The sequence below is a fragment of the Nostoc sp. genome (assembly GCF_041747015.1).
Taxonomy (GTDB): domain Bacteria; phylum Cyanobacteriota; class Cyanobacteriia; order Cyanobacteriales; family Nostocaceae; genus Nostoc.
Genome location: NZ_JBGTFY010000348.1, coordinates 15,548 through 34,869 on the forward strand (window position 1 = coordinate 15,548; position 19,322 = coordinate 34,869).

Sequence of the window (19,322 nt, forward strand, 5' to 3'; positions counted from 1 at the left end):
GAACTCACGCTCAACCATAGAGTTAGTAAGAAAAATTGCAACTTTGTCATAAAAAGGGTGATATTTATAATCAAAATTGCAACTTTGCCACAAAAATCGTGATGTTTATTACCAAAATCGTGCTTTTGTCATAAAAATTGCGATGTTTATTACCAAAATCGTGATGTTTATCACAAAATTTAGGTAGATGTTTAGAAAGTGTCGCGTTTTGCCAAATATTGATACATCTGCCAACGTGCATCGACTTCGGCTTGCGCTTGTTCTAACAACTGCTTTGCTAATTCGGGTTTGCTCCTGGTGAGCATCTTGAAGCGATTTTCTTGATACATCGAATGTTTTACAGGTTGCGTAGGCGATCGCATATCCAATTGCAAAGGATTTTTACCCTGTTTAAGCAACTCTGGATTATGCCGATATAGCAACCAACGACCTGATTCTACCAGAGTTTTCTGATGATTCATTCCTGTAGTCATGTTAATGCCGTGGGCGATGCAATGGCTGTAAGCAATAATCAATGATGGGCCATCATAAGCCTCTGCTTCTAGAAATGCTTTGAGGGTATGTTCATCTCTAGCACCAAGGGCTACACTCGCTACATAAACATTTCCGTAGGTCATGGCAATCAAACCTAAGTCTTTTTTAGGCGCAGGCTTGCCACTGGCGGCATATTTAGCAACTGCTGCTCGTGGCGTAGCTTTAGAAGATTGTCCGCCTGTGTTGGAATACACTTCTGTATCCATCACTAGGATATTGACATTTCGACCACTAGCAATCACATGATCGATGCCGCCAAAGTCGATATCATAAGCCCAACCGTCACCGCCAACAATCCAGACGCTTTTTTTCACTAAGTAATCAGCAAGGGATTTTAGATTTTGGATTTTGGATTTGAGATTGGGGTTGAGAGTTAGGATTTCATCTAACTTCTGATGCAATAGTTCTATTCTTTCGCGCTGTTCCCAAATATCAGCCTCAGACTTCTGTTCAGCTTTGAGAATGGAATGAACAAGGTTCTCATCTATTTCACTCCCCAACTTTTGCAATAGTTCCGCCGCAAACTCGGCTTGTTTATCTAAGGAAAGGCGGAAGCCAAAACCAAATTCGGCGTTATCTTCAAATAAATTATTAGACCACGCGGGGCCGCGTCCTTGGGCGTTTGTTGTCCAAGGAGTGGTGGGGAGATTGCCACCATAAATTGAAGAGCAACCTGTAGCATTGGCGATGACGGCGCGATCGCCAAACAATTGTGTTAATAATTTTAAATAAGGTGTTTCACCACAACCTGCACAAGCACCAGAGAATTCAAATAAAGGTTCTTGCAGTTGTTGTTGGCGAATCTGATTTAATTTTAGCGATCGTCTATCAGGATTGGGCAAACTTAAGAAAAAATCCCAGTTTTTCCGTTCATCCTCGCGCAATGGCAACTGTTGTGCCATATTAATCGCTTTAAATAATGGCTCAGATTTATTTTTGGCAGGGCAAATATCTACACAGATGGCGCATCCTGTGCAATCTTCTGGGGCAACTTGAATGGTAAATTTTTGATTAGCAAAGTCTTTATCTTTGGCATTAGTTGACTTGAAAGTTCCTGGTGCATTGACTAACTCATCTAATTGATAAGCTTTTGCACGGATGGCGCTGTGGGGACAAACCATCACGCACTTACCACATTGAACGCAGACATTCGGCTCCCACACAGGTATCTCTTCGGCAACGTTACGTTTTTCCCACTTGGCACTACCTACGGGAAATATGCCGTCAGCTGGTAGTGTGCTAACAGGTAAGTCATCTCCTTCCCACACCATGATTTTGCCCAGAACATCCCGCACAAATTCGGGGGCGGAGTCTAGCAATTTTGGATTTTGGACTTCAACTTCACTCAGTCGAACGATTTTAGATTTTGGATTGTTGATTGTCTGTGGTACAGCTACCTTATGCAAGTTTTCTAAGGTGTTGTCTACAGCTTGCAAGTTCATGCGGACAACTTCTGCGCCTTTTTTCCCGTAAGTCTTGTCAATCGCTTGTTTGATTTTAGCGATGGCTTCTTCTTGTGGCAATACACCCGCTAAAGCAAAGAAACATACCTGCATAATAGTATTAATTCTTCCGCCCATGCCACTTTCACGGGCGACCTGACTAGCATTAATCACATATAACTTCAACTGCTTGTCAATAATTTGCTGCTGCACCTTCAGAGGCAGATTTTCCCAGACGGTATCTGCATCATGAGGACTGTTAAGCAGTAAAGTCGCCCCAAGAATAGCAGCCTTCAAAATATCTATGCGTTCCAAAAATCCCCAGTGATGACAGCCAATAAAGTTGGCTTGGTTAATTAGATAAGTAGAGCGAATTGGCTCTTTACCGAAACGCAGATGAGAAACGGTCATCGAGCCAGATTTCTTAGAATCATAGACAAAGTAACCTTGGGCGTAATTGTCGGTTTCTTCACCAATAATCTTGATAGAGTTTTTGTTAGCCCCAACAGTGCCATCAGCACCCAACCCATAGAACATTGCCCGAAGGACATGATCCGATTCTGTAGAGAAATTGGGGTCAAAGTTTAGAGAAGTGTAAGTAACGTCGTCATTAATCCCAATAGTAAAGTGATTTTTCGGCTTAACTTGAGCAAGGTTGTCAAAAATGCCTTTCACCATCGCCGGAGTAAATTCTTTAGAAGAAAGACCGTAACGACCACCAATAATTTTAGGCAGAGGGGCAGGGGGCAGGGTGAAGAGGGGAAGTTTCGCCCCCTGCTCCCTGCCCCCTGCTCTCTTATCTCCCCACGCTTCATGGATAGCAGCCACGACATCTAAATACAACGGTTCCCCAGCGCTACCTGGTTCTTTGGTGCGGTCAAGAACAGCGATCGCTTGTACACTAGTTGGCAATACTGCAACAAACTTTTGGACATCAAAGGGGCGGTAAAGTCGCACTTTCACCACACCAACTTTTTCACCACGGGCATTAAGATAATCTACCGTTTCATGAACGGTTTCGCAGCCTGAACCCATAAGAACGATAACGCGCGAGGCATCGCTGGCTCCGTAATATTCATAGATTTGGTAATGCCTTCCCGTGCGTTCTCCAAATTGATCCATGATGTGCTGGACAATTTCAGGACAGGCGTTGTAGTAAGGGTTAGCGCCTTCACGTCCTTGAAAGTAGACATCAGGGTTTTGGGCAGTACCGCGCAATACTGGACGATCTGGGGTAAGGGCACGGCTGCGGTGAGCGAGTATTAGGTTATCGTGGATAAGCGATCGCAAATCGTCATCTGAAAGCAGTTTGACCTTCTGCACTTCATGAGAAGTACGGAAGCCATCAAAGAAGTGCATAAACGAGACTCGCGCCTCTAGGGTAGCAGCATGGGCGATGAGAGCAAAATCTTGACTTTCTTGCACCGAGGCGGAACACAGTAGAGCAAAACCAGTAGCACGAGCTGCCATCACATCGCTATGGTCGCCAAAAATTGATAGTGCGTGAGTCGCCAGAGAGCGGGCTGCAACGTGAACCACGGCGCTAGTCAGTTCACCGGCAATTTTGTAGAAGTTGGGGATCATTAACAATAATCCCTGAGATGCCGTAAAGGTGGTACTCAAGGAACCTGTTTGTAATGCCCCATGCATAGCACCGGCGGCTCCCCCCTCACTCTGCATCTGCATGACGCTGGGAACAGTTCCCCAAAGGTTGGGATGACCTTCTGCTGACCAAGCATCTGCCCATTCACCCATTGCTGAAGAGGGGGTGATAGGATAAATGGCAATTACTTCATTTAATTTGTAAGCAACACGGGCAACAGCCTCATTCCCGTCGATAGTTGCAAAGGTTTTGTTCATAATTTGTTTTTTGTCCCAGTCTCTAAACTGTATTATTCAGAACGTGTGACTAGAAGAATTAGAAATAGCCAGAGCTAGGAAATCAGTGAACACGAATAGCTGTTATGAGGGGGATTACCTAAAAATAGCTTTGGTGCATGAACCGAAAACCTCCAATGCAAAATTAACTTTAGAGGATGAATGAACAAGTCATGATTGACGTATCAAATGTTGTTACCCCACCCTAACCCTCCCCTTTATAAGGGGAGGGAACCGAATTTTTTTATTGTTTCCCCCCTTTATAAGGGGGGTAATAATTCGATTAAAAGCACAACAAACCACTTTTCAAACAACCTCTTACAGCTATTTTCAGGTAAATAGACCACGCGGTAGGGGTTTAAATACATGAAAACTGCTGTAAATAAATACTGCATCTATTAATATCTCATCCGAAATCCTGCATCTATTAATATGTATTAATAAAGTACTCAATAACCAAAGTATTTATTTGATAAGACTTTAAGATAATTTATTCTTTTTTGTGGGGTATGGGGTCGGGAATCTCTGCAACACCAGAAAAAGAACTTTTCACAAATGATTTAGGACTGCTATATCCGTAACATAAGTTTTATCAAGACAGAAGTCTGGAGCGCTCACTATCATCAAAAAGTGGGCGCTTGGATAATTTGATTATGGCTTTATTACCGATTCTTGCGCCAACTTGGTTTCACAACCTGACGGCTACGAGCAATCACCAAAGAATTATCAGGGACATCTTCTGTCACAGTGGAACCAGCAGCCACGTAAACATCATCTCCCAAGGTGAGTGGAGCAACTAAAACGCTATTGGCACCAGTTTTAGTCCGATCGCCTATTTTGGTACAGTGTTTTTTTACGCCGTCATAATTGGCGGTAATTGTCCCTGCACCGATATTCACCTGATTGCCGACAACGGTATCACCTATATATGATAAATGTGCTGCATTCGTGCGATCGCCTAATTGCGTATTTTTTAATTCCACAAAATTCCCCACACGGCAACCAGCACCCACTTCTACCTGACTACGCAAATGAGCATAGGGGCCAATGCGGCTTCCGGCTTGCACAATGCTATCTGTGACCACAGAATACTGCACCGTGACATTTTCAGCCAACTGACTATTTTCAATTAAACTCCCCGGACCAATGTGACTTCCTGTTTGAATCACCGTATTTCCCCGCAGGTGAGTTTGAGGTTCAATAATTACATCCGGCTGTAATTCTACCGTATCATCAATGGTGATACTTGTGGGATCGATGAGGGTGACACCCGCCAGCATCCATTTTTCCTTGACTCGCCTTTGCAAAATCTCGGCTGCTGTTGCCAGTTGCAGGCGATCGTTAATACCGAGAATTTCTTGATAATCCCCAACATCCACTGCCATCACTCGTCCCACCTGAGTCACGGCATCGGTGAGATAGTATTCTTTTTGGGCATTGTTTGCCTGTAGGTGGGGTAACACCTTGGCCAAATCTGGCCAGCGAAAGCAGTAAACCCCAGCATTAATCCGCTGATTTTGTCTTTGGGCAGTAGTACAATCCTTGTGTTCGACCATTTGCTGCACAATATTTTCATCGTTACAAAAGACGCGCCCGTAGCCTGTGGGATCAGGTAAATGCGAGGTGAGAATGGTAGCGGCATTCTGATTTTGGGCGTGAGTTTGTAACATCTGCTCAAGGGTTTCGCTCCGTATCAACGGTAAATCGCCGTTAAGTATCAGTAAATCCCCAGTGTAATCTTCCAAGTGAGGAAGTAATTGCTGGATGGCATGACCTGTACCCAGTTGCACAGTCTGTTCGACAAACTCCAAACTGGGAATTGAATGCATGGCGGCTTTGACTTCCTCGGACTGATACCCCACAATCACGATTCGCCGTGAGGGTGAAAGTGGTTCTACACTTGCAAGAACTCTCTCTACTAGCGATCGCCCACCCAAAGAATGTAAAACTTTGGGTAAGTGTGATTTCATCCGTGTGCCGCGTCCCGCAGCTAGAATTGCTACAACTACCATAATTAGCTATCGGCTATCTCTAAAATTGTGATTAATGCCATTGGTACTTTGAGATGTCGGCTCAAATCATACCAGCTAATCATAAAAGACAGAAATATCAATTACTTAAAACTCTTTGTTCTGGTGAGAGCGAATAAACTCGGTAAACTGCTGCATTAATTGAGGATTGCGCCAACCCGAATTAGTTTCTTCTAGCATCAGTGAAAGTGCTTCCTCTGTGGTAAAAGCTCTTTTGTAAGGTCGTTCACTGGTGAGGGCATCGTAGATATCAATTAACTGAAATACTTGCGCTAGGTAAGGAATATTATCCCCTTTCAGTCTATCAGGATAGCCTGAGCCATCCCAGCGTTCATGGTGATGACGAATAATTGGAATTACACCCTGCATACTGCGTAGTGGCTGGCAGATTTTTTCGCCAATCAAAACGTGCTGCTGCATGATTTGCCAATCTTCGGGGGTGAGTTTGCCTGTTTTCAGCAGCACCGCATCGGGAATACCCACTTTACCAATATCGTGAAGATAACCACCCCACCTTAAATCTCGAATTTGGTAGCGTGAGAGGTTAAGGTATTCACCAAAAATTTGCCCCCATTTTACCAGCCGTTCACAATGATTACCTGTATTGGGATCACGACTTTCAATCGACATGGCAATGGAAAATAGGACTTGTTCGGCATGATCTAAGTCTTCGTTTAGACGCTTCTGCCGTACCAAAGACTTCACACGCGCCGCCAGTTCCACACGATCAAAGGGTTTGGTGAGAAAATCATCTCCTCCAACTTCAATTCCCCGAATGCGCGATCGCCTGTCATTTAAGGCCGTCAGAAAAATCACTGGGATTAGCCTGGTTTGCTCATCCTGTTTGAGCAATTGGCAGACTTCAAATCCATCCATTCCTGGCATCATCACATCCAGCAAAATCAAATCTGGTTGTTTTTGCGTTACTAATCCTATAACAATGGAACCACTATCCGCCTCAATCACTTCGTATCCTTCCCTTCCCAGGAGGGCAACAGCAGTCATCCGACTGGCAGCATGATCGTCAACTACTAAAACCTTCGGCGGCTCTAAATCAAACCCATTCACTTTATAATTTTTGGCTTGTAGTGTCCTAGAAACCAATGACTCATCACCACAATTAATATCAGCTTCCATCCAAGAAGGCACTCCTTGCTTAATTTTCAAGCATAAGGTCTTCTTGAGATAACCCTCAGTATTTTGCGAGCCTACGGCATGATTTGAAGCGATGTTGTTCACTTTGCTAAACGGGTTTGACCCATTAACAATTTGTTCTATAAAGTCTATACAGTTGGATTTCCATTGAATCACAAAGGCACTCCAAGTTTTTGCACAAGTTAACAGTGTCAGATTTCAAAAATAAATTTAGTATTCAACTGTATCTGAGCTAGAGTTGCCATAGGGATTAAGCATTATCTCATGTCAACCTGTCTATCTGAGTTTTGCAGCATACATTTTTTATATTACGAGCAAGGGTATATTATTGTCATTTTTTTGCACATAACTCCAGTATGATAACTTAGCATAAATCTTAAATCAGGGTTTTTACGGAGCTTTTTAAATTTAAAGACACTAGAAAACAGTATCAATGCTTGCATTCATTCAGGTATAGGGTTTTGAGTTTCAAATCTTTCTGATAATCACTAAATATATATGTTCTTACTTACTCAAATACACCTAGCAATACTGAATTAAGTCTAAGTGGTATGTAATGTTAAATACTATCATAAAAATAAGCTATTTGACTCGTAAAGACTCCTTGCCTAAGTATCTGGAAATCAGAATTTTAAGCTAGCTGGGAGAATAGTTTCAGTTGTTTGACAAGAGAAAATAATCGATTTACTGGTAAAAGTAAAATATCAAGAAAAAGAAACTTACTTTTTAATCCATATTGAGGCTCAATCTTATACACAGCAAGATTTTGCTAAACGGATGTTTAAATACTTTGCCAGACTTTATGAAAAATCCGATTTACCAATTTACCCTGTCGTCATCTTCTCCTTTGATGAACCGCTACGACCAGAACCAAAAACACATAGCATTATATTTCCCAATTTAGACGTACTCAAGTTTCAATTTGCAGCAATTCAATTAAATAGAATTAGTTGGCGAGATTATTTAATCCAACAAAACCCTATTGCCGCAGCACTTATGGCAAAAATGAATATTTCACCAGAAGAACGTCCGCAAGTCAAGGCGGAATGTTTGGCTATTAACTACTTTCAGATTATACCCCGCAAGGATGCAACTGATTTCTGGTTTTATTGACACTTATTTGAACTTAAATGAAACAGAAGAACAAACCTTTAAAGCAGCAATAAGTACAATGGGATTAGACCAAGAGGAGGAATATATGCAAATTATCACGAGTTGGGAAAAAAAAGGTGCCGTATATCAGTGGAAATCGTAGCAATAATTACAGGCTTAACAGTAGAGCGAGTGCAGCAATTACAAGCTGGAAAATTAGATTAGTTCCACACCAAAAACAATTTACTTTCGGGAATGCTAGGCGATCGCATTTCTAAATTACGTATACTCAAAGTTGCCATAGTTACTTAGTATTCGTTCCTCAACCTAACCTACGAGCGATCATGTCAGATTATTCTTCAGCTATTATCACTTCGGATACTTCCATATTGGTAACGTCATCCTACTCGACAAAAACCTGATTAGCGCGATCGCAACTGATGATACCGCCACCACTAACTAGCCACAAACGTAGTAATAAATCGTATTTGTGCCAGTTGTATAAATCCTCTAAATAATTCCCAATGCCCAATTCCAAATTTGTTGTTTCGTCAGCTTGGCTGTTTGAACATCTAGAAGATTCGCAAGTCGTTATTGTGGATTGTCGCTTTTCTCTAGCCGATGCCCAACTAGGACACCAACAGTACCAAACAAGTCATATAGAGGGATCGTATTATCTAGATTTGAATCAGGATCTTTCCAGTCCAGTAGGTAAGCATGGCGGCAGACATCCTTTACCTAACCCCAATGATATCGCTAACAAATTTGCAGCGATTGGAGTAAATTATCAAAAAACTCTAGTTGTTGCTTATGATGATTCACGCTTCGCTTTTGCGGCTCGTCTATGGTGGCTGTTGCGCTATCTAGGACATGAGCAAGTAGCGGTACTGGATGGAGGCTTTGCTGGATGGCAAAAAGCTGGGTATCCGGTTACGGATGTCATTCCTCACCCCCGGATGGGTAAGTTTATACCTCAATTACAAACAGAAAAGGTGGTGGATATTACAGAAGTGAAAAGTCGGAAAGATCAACCAGAAGTAGTATTGCTAGATTCACGAGAAAGCGATCGCTACCGAGGTGAACGAGAGCCAATTGATAAAATAGCTGGACATATCCCTGGTGCCGTTAACTATCCTTGGCAAGAAGTTACAGACTCTTCCGGCTATCTACTTCCACAACCAGAACAACGCCGTCGGTGGGAGAAGTTAGAAACAGCCGAGGAAATCTTGGTTTATTGCGGTTCTGGCGTTACTGCTTGTGTAAATTTACTTTCTTTAGAATTAGCCGGCATTAGCAAGGGTAAACTTTATGCTGGTAGCTGGAGTGAGTGGATTAGTTATTAGTCATTGGTCATTGGTCATTGGTTTTTGACAAAGGACAAAGGACAAATGACAAATGACTAATTTCAAAACTGACCTAATTGCAAATTGTAATTAATACTGAAGAACCAGCCATCAAAATCAATATTTTCTACGGTTGAACTACCTAAACTTACTCCAGCCTGCACATTCAGATTACTGGTATCGGATATTCGGTAATTTAAGTGACCAAAAAGCCGATGAAATTGGTCTTCTCGATCGCGCTGTGTAAAGTCCGAAAAGTTTACCTGGTAGTTAATACCAACCTGGAGAGGCTTTTGCCAGAAATAGTTTAGAGAAACCCAGAAGGAATTGATTATCCGACTACGACTTTGGGGATCAGCAAAATCTACATTTAATTCGTAGAAGCTATCTAGCGTTAACTTTGGAGTTAGGGGATCGCGCCGTCTCAAAGACAGTTGCAGGGAATTTTCGCTGAAAAAGCGATCGCCTGCTTTAAAACTATCAGGGCGATCGCTGTTGTTGGCAAAAAATAACTGTTGATTCCTCCAACTGATTTCTCCATACATTCGCCGTGATAGCTGCTGGTAGATACTGAGATTAAATCTTACTTGGTTGTAATGGTATTGTGACTGATTTAGATAACGAATTAGGTTGCCATCAATTGAGCCATTTAAATAAGTCTTAGATCCTAAAGGTAAATATGCAGAGGCTAACGTCAATCCAGAAATAATTAAACCATCTTCTATTGGACTATCATTTGAGGAAAAAATGTTACTTGTTTGGAAGTAGCCTACACGGGCTTGTAGATAGCCTATAGGTTTAAACTTAATTACAGGTTTTTCTATTAGTGGAAAAACAGGCTGTTCTAGGGGTTTTAACCGCACACGCAACCCCAATTCGCGATCGCTATCAGATTCAGGTGGCTGTTTTGGCGATCGCAGTAGTTGCATTAGTCTCTCTAGCCTTTGGGAATAATTTATCTCAGGTGCATTCAACAGTTCCTCTCTTGAGTCTAGAGAAGATGTAGGCAAATCAGTTGGCTGCACTTCTAGATGTGGCAAGTTATTTTGCTTTTCAGTATCCTCAACTTCTTCGGTTGGGTTTGGAGTTTGAGTAGTTTCTGGTGTTTGCTGTGCCATATTTAACGGCATCTGAGAGTCTAAATTCTGCGACTCACTGGACTGCTTGCACAAAGAGTTAATTGCCTTTTGTGCCACCTTCTGACATGGCTTATGAGTTACCTGTGTATTTACTAAATTCTTAAAACGCCAAATATTTGTATTTGCAGATTCTGCCGCATCTACTCCAATGCAACACCAGCTTCCCCCACTGGACGCTAACAAAGTACAAAAAAACAAACTTTTCCAGTTTTTGAGTCGCATCTGGTTAGATTGCGTTGATCGCATTTGGCAAATGTAGACCCACAAGTTATATCGGAAGTTCCCACTTAGAAGATACAATTGAGTGCATCTATCTTAGCTTTGTAAGTATATACTGAAACTACAAACTGAAATTCTTGCTTTTCAGATTTTTTTGCAAAACTGAGATGCTCTGATCAAATTTATGCTCAACTTTAGTGAAATACAGCCAATGAGTCACTATACAAGAGATCCCTAACAATTTCTGATCACGCATACCTCATAACCCTGTGGCTGCTCTGATTAAAAAGGAATTTAATTGTTGATATCAACTAACTTGATATCTGCCCCAGAATTTATTACATACAATTTCATAATCAAAATTTAGACAAACTATGTATCTAGCTTATTATCTATTTTATGTATTAAATGTAAACTATTAAGATGTAGATAAATTTACCTGAATAAACTCGCTGTAACAATTAGCAGCAGCTTTAAATTTTAACTTTTTTGGTACTAGTTGAAGTTCGCAAATTCTCAAATTATGTTTTATAAATCATTTCCACTATTAGTGATTAGTTTATGGGGAGTTATAGTACTGCCTTTGCCAAATCGGGTAATTGCTATAACTCCTCTGACGCGAGCGGAGATTCAAAACCTTCACAACCGAGTGCAGCTCATACCCAGAGATAATACGAAGAGCCGTCCTGCACGCAAATCAGATGCAATGACTCCTGGGGATGGGTTGTCAACTGGTCGAGCTTCCCTAGCAGACTTGCGTTTCAATGATGGCTCTTTAGCACGGGTTGGAGAACAGGCGTTATTTCAATTTTTGCCGAAGACTCGTGAGTTTAAACTGCTAAATGGAACTGTGCTACTGCTCATCCCACCAGGACAGGGGCAAACACGCATACGAACACCAAATGCAGCAGCAGCAATTCGTGGTTCAGCATTATTTGTGCGCTACGACCAACAAACAGACACTACAATTGTGGGTGCACTGACAAATAGCGGCATTGAAGTTTCTAACAAAGAAGCTTCTGAAACTCAGGTGCTAGAAGCAGGGCAAATGGTGATTATAGTTAAAGGGAAATTTCAGAATTTATATGATTTTGATCTGAGAAATTTTTATGAAACGAGCGAGATGGTTCGGGAACTTGATTTGGACAGGCAAAGTCCTGAGCCTACACCTGAGCCTGCAATCACCAGTGTTCAAGCCGAAACTGCTGCGGCTTTGGAAGCCCAGCAACCGATAGAAGGCGAGGGAGTAATTGAAAACCCCTCTTTTGTGCAGCTAACTCCTAGTCCTTCAAGTTCGCCTAGTAATAATACTGAAACTCCACCCGTTACCCCAACTCAAACCCCACCCGTTACCCCAACTCCGACCACACCCGTTACTTCAACTCCAACCACACCCGTAACTCCACCTGTCACTTCAACTGAGACCCCAACTCAAACCCCACCCGTCACTCCACCCGTCATTCCACCCGTCACTCCACCCGTCATTCCACCCGTCACTCCACCGGAGACTACACCCGTCACTCCACCGGAGACCCCACCCGTCACTCCACCCGTCATTCCACCCGTCACTCCACCGGAGACCACACCCGTCACTCCACCGGAGACCACACCCGTCACTCCACCTGAAACCACACCTGTCACTCCAACTGAGATTACACCTGTGATCCCAACTGAGATTACACCTGTGATCCCACCTGAGATTACACCCGTCACCCCAACTAACTCTCCAAGCACATAAAACTGCTAATGGGGGTAAGGATGCTCTGCGATCGCCAAACGCGGTTCATTTTGTGATAATTTTGCGTAAGTCCTGTGGGACTTAGTTGCTCCAACGCAGTAGCATAGACTTATGCCCGACATCAAAGGCAGAACCATGACACATAATTTTAGTTCCTGCCTCTCCATTCACCAAAGCAAAAAGTGATATTCCCTACGACCAGAGAACATCTGCTAACGCTAGATTAAATCAAGGACAGGACTTACACAGGGTTCACCGGATATCCTTATATAGTTCAATCACGTTTTCTGTGTAAGTTCCCAGGAAATAACTTGTTGCTAAAGAGAACATAAATTTATGACTTTTGATTACGACCTGTTTGTAATTGGTGCGGGTTCTGGGGGTTTGGCGGCTTCCAAACGAGCGGCTAGCTACGGCGCAAAAGTAGCGATCGCTGAATATGATTTAGTCGGCGGTACTTGTGTGATTCGTGGTTGTGTTCCTAAGAAACTAATGGTCTATGGCTCTCACTTTCCCGCACTGTTCAGTGATGCCGCAGGCTATGGCTGGAAAGTGGGTAATGTGGAGTTTGACTGGGAACATTTCATTACATCTATAGATAAGGAAGTTCGGCGACTCTCGCAACTACACATCAACTCTTTAGAAAAAGCCGGAGTCGCACTAATTCCTAGTCGTGCCACATTGGTAGACTCCCACACCGTAGAAGTTAATGGACGTAAAGTTACAGCCGATAAAATTTTAATTGCTGTTGGTGGGTATGCCGTCAAGCCAGATTTACCAGGAATGGAATATGGCATTACCTCTAACGAAATGTTTCATCTAAAAGAACAACCGAAACACATCGTCATTCTTGGCGCTGGTTATATTGGCACGGAATTTGCCTGTATTATGCGCGGTTTGGGTTCTGAGGTTACGCAAATTACCAGAGGTGAAAAAATTTTGAAGGGGTTTGATGATGACGTTCGCACAGAAATTGAAGAGGGAATGACGAACCACGGAATTCGGCTGATTAAAAATAATGTAGTAAAAGCAGTTGAAAGCGTGCCAGAAGGGTTTAAACTGACTTTATCAGGCGAAGACCAAGAACCAGTAATTGCTGACGTATTTTTAGTAGCGACTGGTCGAACTCCCAATGTAGATGGGCTGGGTTTGGAAAACGCTGGGGTTGATCTCGTTCCCAGTTCTATAGAAGGGCCAGGATACATTAGCACAAATGCGATCGCAGTCAATGAATATAGTCAGACTAGTCAACCGAATATTTTTGCTGTTGGCGATGTCACTGACCGAATTAATTTAACTCCTGTAGCAATTGGCGAAGGTCGCGCCTTTGCCGATAGCGAATTCGGGAACAACCGCCGCGAATTCAATCATGAGACTGTAGCCACAGCTATATTTTCCACCCCAGAAGCCGCAACAGTCGGCTGGACAGAAGTCGAAGCACGAAAAAAACTCGGTGATGCCGTAACAATTTATCACACTCGCTTCCGCGCCATGTACCATAGTTTAACTGGTAAGCAAGAGAAGACAATGATGAAGTTGGTGGTTGATAGCCACACTGATAAAGTTCTGGGCGCTCACATGGTTGGTGCAAACGCAGCTGAGATCATCCAAGGTGTAGCGATCGCCGTGAAGATGGGCGCAACTAAAAAAGACTTTGATGCCACCGTTGGTATCCATCCCTCTACAGCCGAAGAATTTGTCACAATGCGGTAATAAGAGTTAGGAGTGGAGAGTTGTAAGTGAGTCATAACAAATGTTGAAGAAGAATTCAGAAGCCAGAATGGGCTAATGGCCCCGCTATCGCTAACAGGAGTCAGAATCAATGAGTGGGGGATTTAGACCCGCCACTCATACAGAATTCATTCTGTTAGTGGATAGCTAAGGTTTAGCCCATTCTGACTCCTGACTCCTGAATTCTGTTTGATAAATAAAGATTTATCAACACTCAATAATTCTTAACTCCTCACTCCTAACTATTTATACCTTTGCAATACATATATCTTCACGGCTTTGCTTCTAGTCCTAAATCTGCCAAAGCGAGGGATGTAAGCGATCGCTTTACTCAAATTCAGACAAAACTGAAAATTCCCGATTTGAATGCTGGCGATTTTTCCCAGTTGACAATCACTCGTCAAATTACTCAAGTTGCCGCCGAATTCAGTAATGATTCTACGCCGGTAACGCTCATTGGCTCTAGTTTGGGCGGTTTGACAGCTGCCCACTTGGGTCAGCTACATTTACAAGTACAACGTCTCGTGCTGTTAGCACCAGCTTTTGGGTTTTTATCCCATTGGTTGCCTAAGCTAGGGGATGAAGAGGTACAGCGTTGGCAGCAAGAAAAATATATCATGATTTACCACTATGGAGAAAGGCGATCAATTCCTTTAAGTTACGATTTCGTTATAAATGCTGCCCAATACCAAGAAAAGCTTTTGCAACGTCCCATTTCCACCCTGATTTTGCATGGAAAAAAGGATGAAGTCATCCCCATCGAAGCCAGTCGTGACTTTGCGCGTTCGCGTCCTTGGGTGGAGTTAGTCGAACTCGACAGTGATCACGCCTTGGGTAATGTTATGGAAGAAATTTGGCAGGCAATTCGCCTCTTTTGCCAATTACCTTGAAGCTGTAAAATATTAAACTCATACATAACCAATGTCTTTAGTAATTTATTACTTGTTATTTGTTGACTAACCCTGTGATTAATGACCAATGACCAATGACTAATGACCAATGACCAAAATTATGCTTCCCTTCATCCGGTCAGATTTAGCCCAATTCACCGCTTATAAACCTCACCCCAGTAGCGATACAGCCGATTTTGTTACCACACAGTTTGATCGGCTGGATACAAATGAAAGCCCCTACGATTTACCACCTGAGTTAAAACAGAAGTTAGCTTGGACGTATCAGCAAGTAATTGAAACAAATCGTTATCCCGATGGCGGACATGAAACACTTAAGGATGCGATCGCACAGTACGTCAATGAATCAACCGCCCTCTCGCTCTCTAATACTGCTGCCAATATTTCTGTTGGCAATGGTTCAGATGAACTAATCCGCTCATTATTAATCGCCACCTGTCTAGGAGGAGAAGGTTCAATTCTAGTTGCCAATCCCACTTTTTCTATGTACAAAATTTTGGCACAAACTTTGGGCATTCCTGTAGTGGCGGTGGGTAGAAATGAAACAAATTTTGAAATTGACTTAAGCGCGGCACAGTCTGCGATCGAACAAACTCAAAATCCCCCTATTCGCGTAGTTTTCGTCGTGCATCCCAATTCGCCGACTGCCAATAGCTTAACTGCGGCAGAGTTGGTATGGTTAAAAAGTTTACCAGAGCATATTTTGGTAGTCATTGATGAAGCTTATTTTGAATTCAGCCAAACTACCCTAGTAGGCGAATTAGCACAGCGCCCTAATTGGGTGATATTACGCACTTTTTCTAAAGCTTTCCGCTTGGCATCTCTCCGCGTTGGCTATTGCGTCGCTCATCCCGAAGCGATCGCCATTTTAGAAAAAGTTCGCTTACCTTACAATCTCCCCAGCTTTTCCATAGCAGCAGCATTAATTGCTTTACAAAACCGTACACTCTTGCTGGAGTCAATTCCCCAAACCCTGAGTGAACGAGCCAAACTCATCGAAATTTTGTCCCAGCAACCAGAACTACAAATTACCGCAAGTGCTGCTAACTTTATTTACCTGCGTCTTCAACAAAACGCCTTTAATTCCCAAGATGCTGCTTTAAAAACCTTCCACCAGAAACTTAGAAAACTGGGTACTCTTGTACGACACATTAGCGGAGGATTGCGAATCACTGTAGGGACTCCTGATGAAAACGCCCGCACTGTAAATCGAGTCCAAGCTACTTTGGCAAATTTGGAATCTTAGAAATTCACTCAGTAATTAAATCGGCTGTCTACCTCGCTGCCTAAACGGCGTACTATTGCGACTGTTTGTGGCAGCACACCCACTAAAAGAGCAAAGGCAACATCCGGCAGAAGAGCCACTATTTCCGGTGGAAAATATTGTTCAAATTGATCGAGAATCTTCTGAACTCGTTGCCCAGACACCGGGTTTTCTGTAATTTGTTTAATCAATCGAATCCACTGTCGCCTAATCAAGTAAGCCTTCTGGCGCTCTTCATTAGATTCGGGAGTTAATAAAGACAGATTGCCTATGGGCAGTGCCCTTTGGCAATCACAATCATAATCACCACCCACGGCAGCCCCTGGCCCAGCAAACTCTGCATGGTAGCGTTTAAAGAGTATTAATCCATTTCGCCTACGACTATTGACAATGAAAACTTCTCCACTATGCAAACGTGTCAGAATATCCGAGCCTTCCGATTGCTCAGTTTCATCTGGCATTACAACATACTCAAGGAAACTAGTTTCAGGGTAATAAGTTGATACCATAGAGGTCTGATAGCGTCGATGCTTTTCGCTATCCATGTTTTTTAAACTTTTAACGAATTTGGTAGTACTATGCACTTCAAAAGGGAACTAGTTGTTATGTCAAATCAGGTTTTTAAATTCTTTTATTATCAACAGTCTTAGGTTAATTTAACCAAGACTAGGCATAAATAGGCATCGTTCAGTAATTGAGTAATTATATTTTATGAGATATAACTACATTTGTCTCCAGACTACAGGAGTGTTTTGTTAAAGTTTTTATAAAGATGAATATCTTAATTACAAAGTTGTTATGAGGAGTTGATTATTTTTTAATCGTAATTTAAAAGCATTTCCATCATAATGCATTTATTTATCTATATCAAACACTTTAAATTATTTGTTAATAATAAATTAAAGAATCCAAACAAAATTACATTTTTATTAATATAACTAATATAGCGCTTATCGTTTGTATGCAATACACTCTCACCTTTATTTTAAAAGCAAAGAGGCTTACTCCGCTTACCTTGTAGGGAAGGAACTGGGGTTAGGTCTGTATTGAGTTCAACTGAGAAGCGCTATAAGTATCCTTAAAAAGGATAAATAAATATCCTCAAAAAGAATTATCAAAAACTATATACTTAATTAATAAAGTTGCTTTTAAATTCACATTTTTTAGTTTTTACCCAGTTATTTAGTTATACTTAGTTAAGATGAGCTAGATTTTTAATTAGGTTAGTTTGACTTAATTGCCGATATTGGTGACAGATTTTATTCAAAGCAATGCCTACGGCGGTAAACTACGCAACATCAAAATTTACAATTGCTAAAAAAATCAGATAGGGGAGTCATAAGTTAGGTGCTTGTGCAATAACATCTGGCTTGAGCGTTTGAGGAAAAATGTATTCCAATTCGATTCCACTTTATGTACCCGATATCCTAGCTTGAAATAAAGCTGCCTTGCTTGATGGTTATTTTCCAAAACATGGAGATATAAGTCTTGAAATCCCCACTCGTGAGAAACTTTTTCACAGCTAGTCAGTAACCCTGAAGCCACACCATACCTACGATATTTGGGGTGAACCGCTAAATTAGATAAGTAAGGAAAACCTATATCAACCTGACTCCACGAATTACTGTAACGTACACCCAGTTCTACAGTTCCTACTAAGTTATTAGCCACACCAGTAGCTTCAAGGGCTACTAAACAAACATGACGAGGCGCAGGTGATGCCATGCGATGCCTTAAGTCTTCGTAAATACCCAGACGTAACAATGGGAAAGCCCATCCCCACATCCCATTTTGGGAGTGAAAGCTTTCGGCAATAATTTGGGCAACACCAGTCAAATCAGCAGGTGTGGCGGTACGAATTTGGAATTGGCAGGAAGCTGGGTCGATTGGCTGTTGGTGGTATGGGTGAAAAAACCGATATTTCAAGGTTAGTTTAGTATTGATTTTATTCAACGAAAATTTTCTTAAATATTTTCAGACACCATTTAAATTGAATGAAAACTGAAGAGGTGTCCAGGAGATGGAACTGACCTACAGTTTCATAAATCTCTAACCTTAAGTTTAGTAGGTTCAAGTATATCTCTTGTTTGAGATAGAGAGGAGATTAGTACGTTTACCACAAAAATATCTTTAAAGTAGTACAGGTTTAGGTAAGTGGGCAGAAAATATAGCATAACCTGTCTGTGAGCAGCACTCACAAAATTGTTAGGTAAGTACACTAATGGCAAACTCTGGTTGAAAACCACCTTTGGTTGCAGTACTGAACTTGTTTTTGCATTTACCGTTACACTAACCTTACTGGGTTACTAGGTCATAAGAACAGGCTGTACAGTTACTGGGGCAACAATCTGTAAGATTATTTAATTCCCAATTGCCAACTTTTTAACCACTAACACTTGTGTTAATGATAGTTCTGATTGCTAAATTGGAAAGAGGCATTTGTCTAATTCTATACTTTAGGGTTTAAATCCTATTGTTTTAATATTTTTGACTCTACCATGACTACTATAAATAAAATTTACCTGCAAATGTTAGTAAAACTGCTGTGGAGGGAAAACTTAATATGCAGCTTCATCTGGATTTTTCAGCTAGCTATGAGCGCTGTATGTAGTATGAGACATTGCTCACTGGAGGTAAAAGGAGATTTGGCAAGCAATCATCGACTCTGTAACCCTAAAACTGATTATGAAAGCAATTACACTGCATTAAAGTAAACGGTAATCGGCACAAGCCATTGAGACAAATTACTGTGAGGAAACGCTCCTACACTCAGCAGTCATTTAGCCAAATAGCATTATTGGTCGAAATGCTCTGCTCTTACCTGACTTATAAAAATCTTTACCTGA

At 41.8% G+C, this 19,322-nt stretch carries 13 protein-coding genes; 6 read left to right on the plus strand and 7 right to left on the minus strand.

Annotation, left to right across the window (positions count from 1 at the left end; genetic code table 11):
* Positions 1-191 precede the first annotated feature (191 nt).
* The 3 genes from nifJ to ACEW80_RS27895 form a co-directional block, all read right to left on the minus strand.
* Positions 192-3,836, minus strand: a complete 3,645-nt coding sequence (nifJ, locus tag ACEW80_RS27885) for a pyruvate:ferredoxin (flavodoxin) oxidoreductase (protein ID WP_373529715.1) — start codon at positions 3,834-3,836, stop codon at positions 192-194.
* A 680-nt stretch (positions 3,837-4,516) separates the two neighbouring features.
* Positions 4,517-5,866 (minus strand): bifunctional UDP-N-acetylglucosamine diphosphorylase/glucosamine-1-phosphate N-acetyltransferase GlmU, encoded by a 1,350-nt coding sequence (gene glmU / locus ACEW80_RS27890; protein WP_373529716.1) that lies wholly within the window; start codon positions 5,864-5,866, stop codon positions 4,517-4,519.
* Positions 5,867-5,971: 105 nt separating this feature from the next.
* Positions 5,972-7,021 carry a two-component system response regulator gene (locus tag ACEW80_RS27895; protein WP_373529730.1) on the minus strand — a complete coding sequence of 350 codons (1,050 nt, stop codon included), beginning with the start codon at positions 7,019-7,021 and terminating at the stop codon, positions 5,972-5,974.
* 795 nt (positions 7,022-7,816) lie between these two features.
* On the opposite strand from ACEW80_RS27895, the gene ACEW80_RS27900 reads away from it, so the two are divergent.
* Complete coding sequence (locus ACEW80_RS27900) at positions 7,817-8,152, plus strand: hypothetical protein (protein WP_373529717.1); 336 nt, start codon at positions 7,817-7,819, stop codon at positions 8,150-8,152.
* Between the two features lie 382 nt (positions 8,153-8,534).
* Here the strand turns inward: ACEW80_RS27900 and ACEW80_RS27905 are convergent, their stop codons facing one another.
* A complete protein-coding gene (locus ACEW80_RS27905; RefSeq protein ID WP_373529718.1) occupies positions 8,535-8,669 on the minus strand; it encodes a hypothetical protein in 135 nt (44 codons plus the stop codon).
* Between ACEW80_RS27905 and ACEW80_RS27910 the strand changes: the two genes are divergently transcribed.
* The gene (locus tag ACEW80_RS27910; RefSeq protein ID WP_373529719.1) at positions 8,656-9,474 is read left to right on the plus strand and encodes a sulfurtransferase; all 819 of its coding nucleotides are present in this window, start codon (positions 8,656-8,658) and stop codon (positions 9,472-9,474) included. The two genes, ACEW80_RS27905 and ACEW80_RS27910, sit on opposite strands and share 14 nt — an antisense overlap.
* A gap of 62 nt (positions 9,475-9,536) precedes the next feature.
* Here the strand turns inward: ACEW80_RS27910 and ACEW80_RS27915 are convergent, their stop codons facing one another.
* A complete protein-coding gene (locus ACEW80_RS27915; protein ID WP_373529731.1) occupies positions 9,537-10,835 on the minus strand; it encodes a hypothetical protein in 1,299 nt (432 codons plus the stop codon).
* Between the two features lie 520 nt (positions 10,836-11,355).
* Here ACEW80_RS27915 and ACEW80_RS27920 point away from each other — a divergent pair.
* The 4 genes from ACEW80_RS27920 (at position 11,356) to ACEW80_RS27935 (ending at position 16,458) form a co-directional block, all read left to right on the plus strand.
* Positions 11,356-12,570 carry a FecR domain-containing protein gene (locus ACEW80_RS27920; RefSeq protein ID WP_373529720.1) on the plus strand — a complete coding sequence of 405 codons (1,215 nt, stop codon included), beginning with the start codon at positions 11,356-11,358 and terminating at the stop codon, positions 12,568-12,570.
* A gap of 336 nt (positions 12,571-12,906) precedes the next feature.
* The gene (gene gor, locus ACEW80_RS27925) at positions 12,907-14,283 is read left to right on the plus strand and encodes a glutathione-disulfide reductase (protein WP_373529721.1); all 1,377 of its coding nucleotides are present in this window, start codon (positions 12,907-12,909) and stop codon (positions 14,281-14,283) included.
* Positions 14,284-14,549: 266 nt separating this feature from the next.
* Positions 14,550-15,191, plus strand: coding sequence for a YqiA/YcfP family alpha/beta fold hydrolase (locus ACEW80_RS27930; protein WP_373529732.1), 642 nt, complete (start codon positions 14,550-14,552; stop codon positions 15,189-15,191).
* Positions 15,192-15,312: 121 nt separating this feature from the next.
* The gene (locus ACEW80_RS27935; RefSeq protein WP_373529733.1) at positions 15,313-16,458 is read left to right on the plus strand and encodes a histidinol-phosphate transaminase; all 1,146 of its coding nucleotides are present in this window, start codon (positions 15,313-15,315) and stop codon (positions 16,456-16,458) included.
* An 8-nt stretch (positions 16,459-16,466) separates the two neighbouring features.
* On the opposite strand, the gene ACEW80_RS27940 is transcribed toward ACEW80_RS27935, so the two are convergent.
* On the minus strand, positions 16,467-17,021 hold the full coding sequence (locus ACEW80_RS27940; RefSeq protein ID WP_373529722.1) for a hypothetical protein: 555 nt from the start codon (positions 17,019-17,021) through the stop codon (positions 16,467-16,469).
* Between the two features lie 778 nt (positions 17,022-17,799).
* On the minus strand, positions 17,800-18,429 hold the full coding sequence (locus ACEW80_RS27945; protein WP_373529723.1) for an N-acetyltransferase family protein: 630 nt from the start codon (positions 18,427-18,429) through the stop codon (positions 17,800-17,802).
* Between the last annotated feature and the right edge of the window lie 893 nt (positions 18,430-19,322).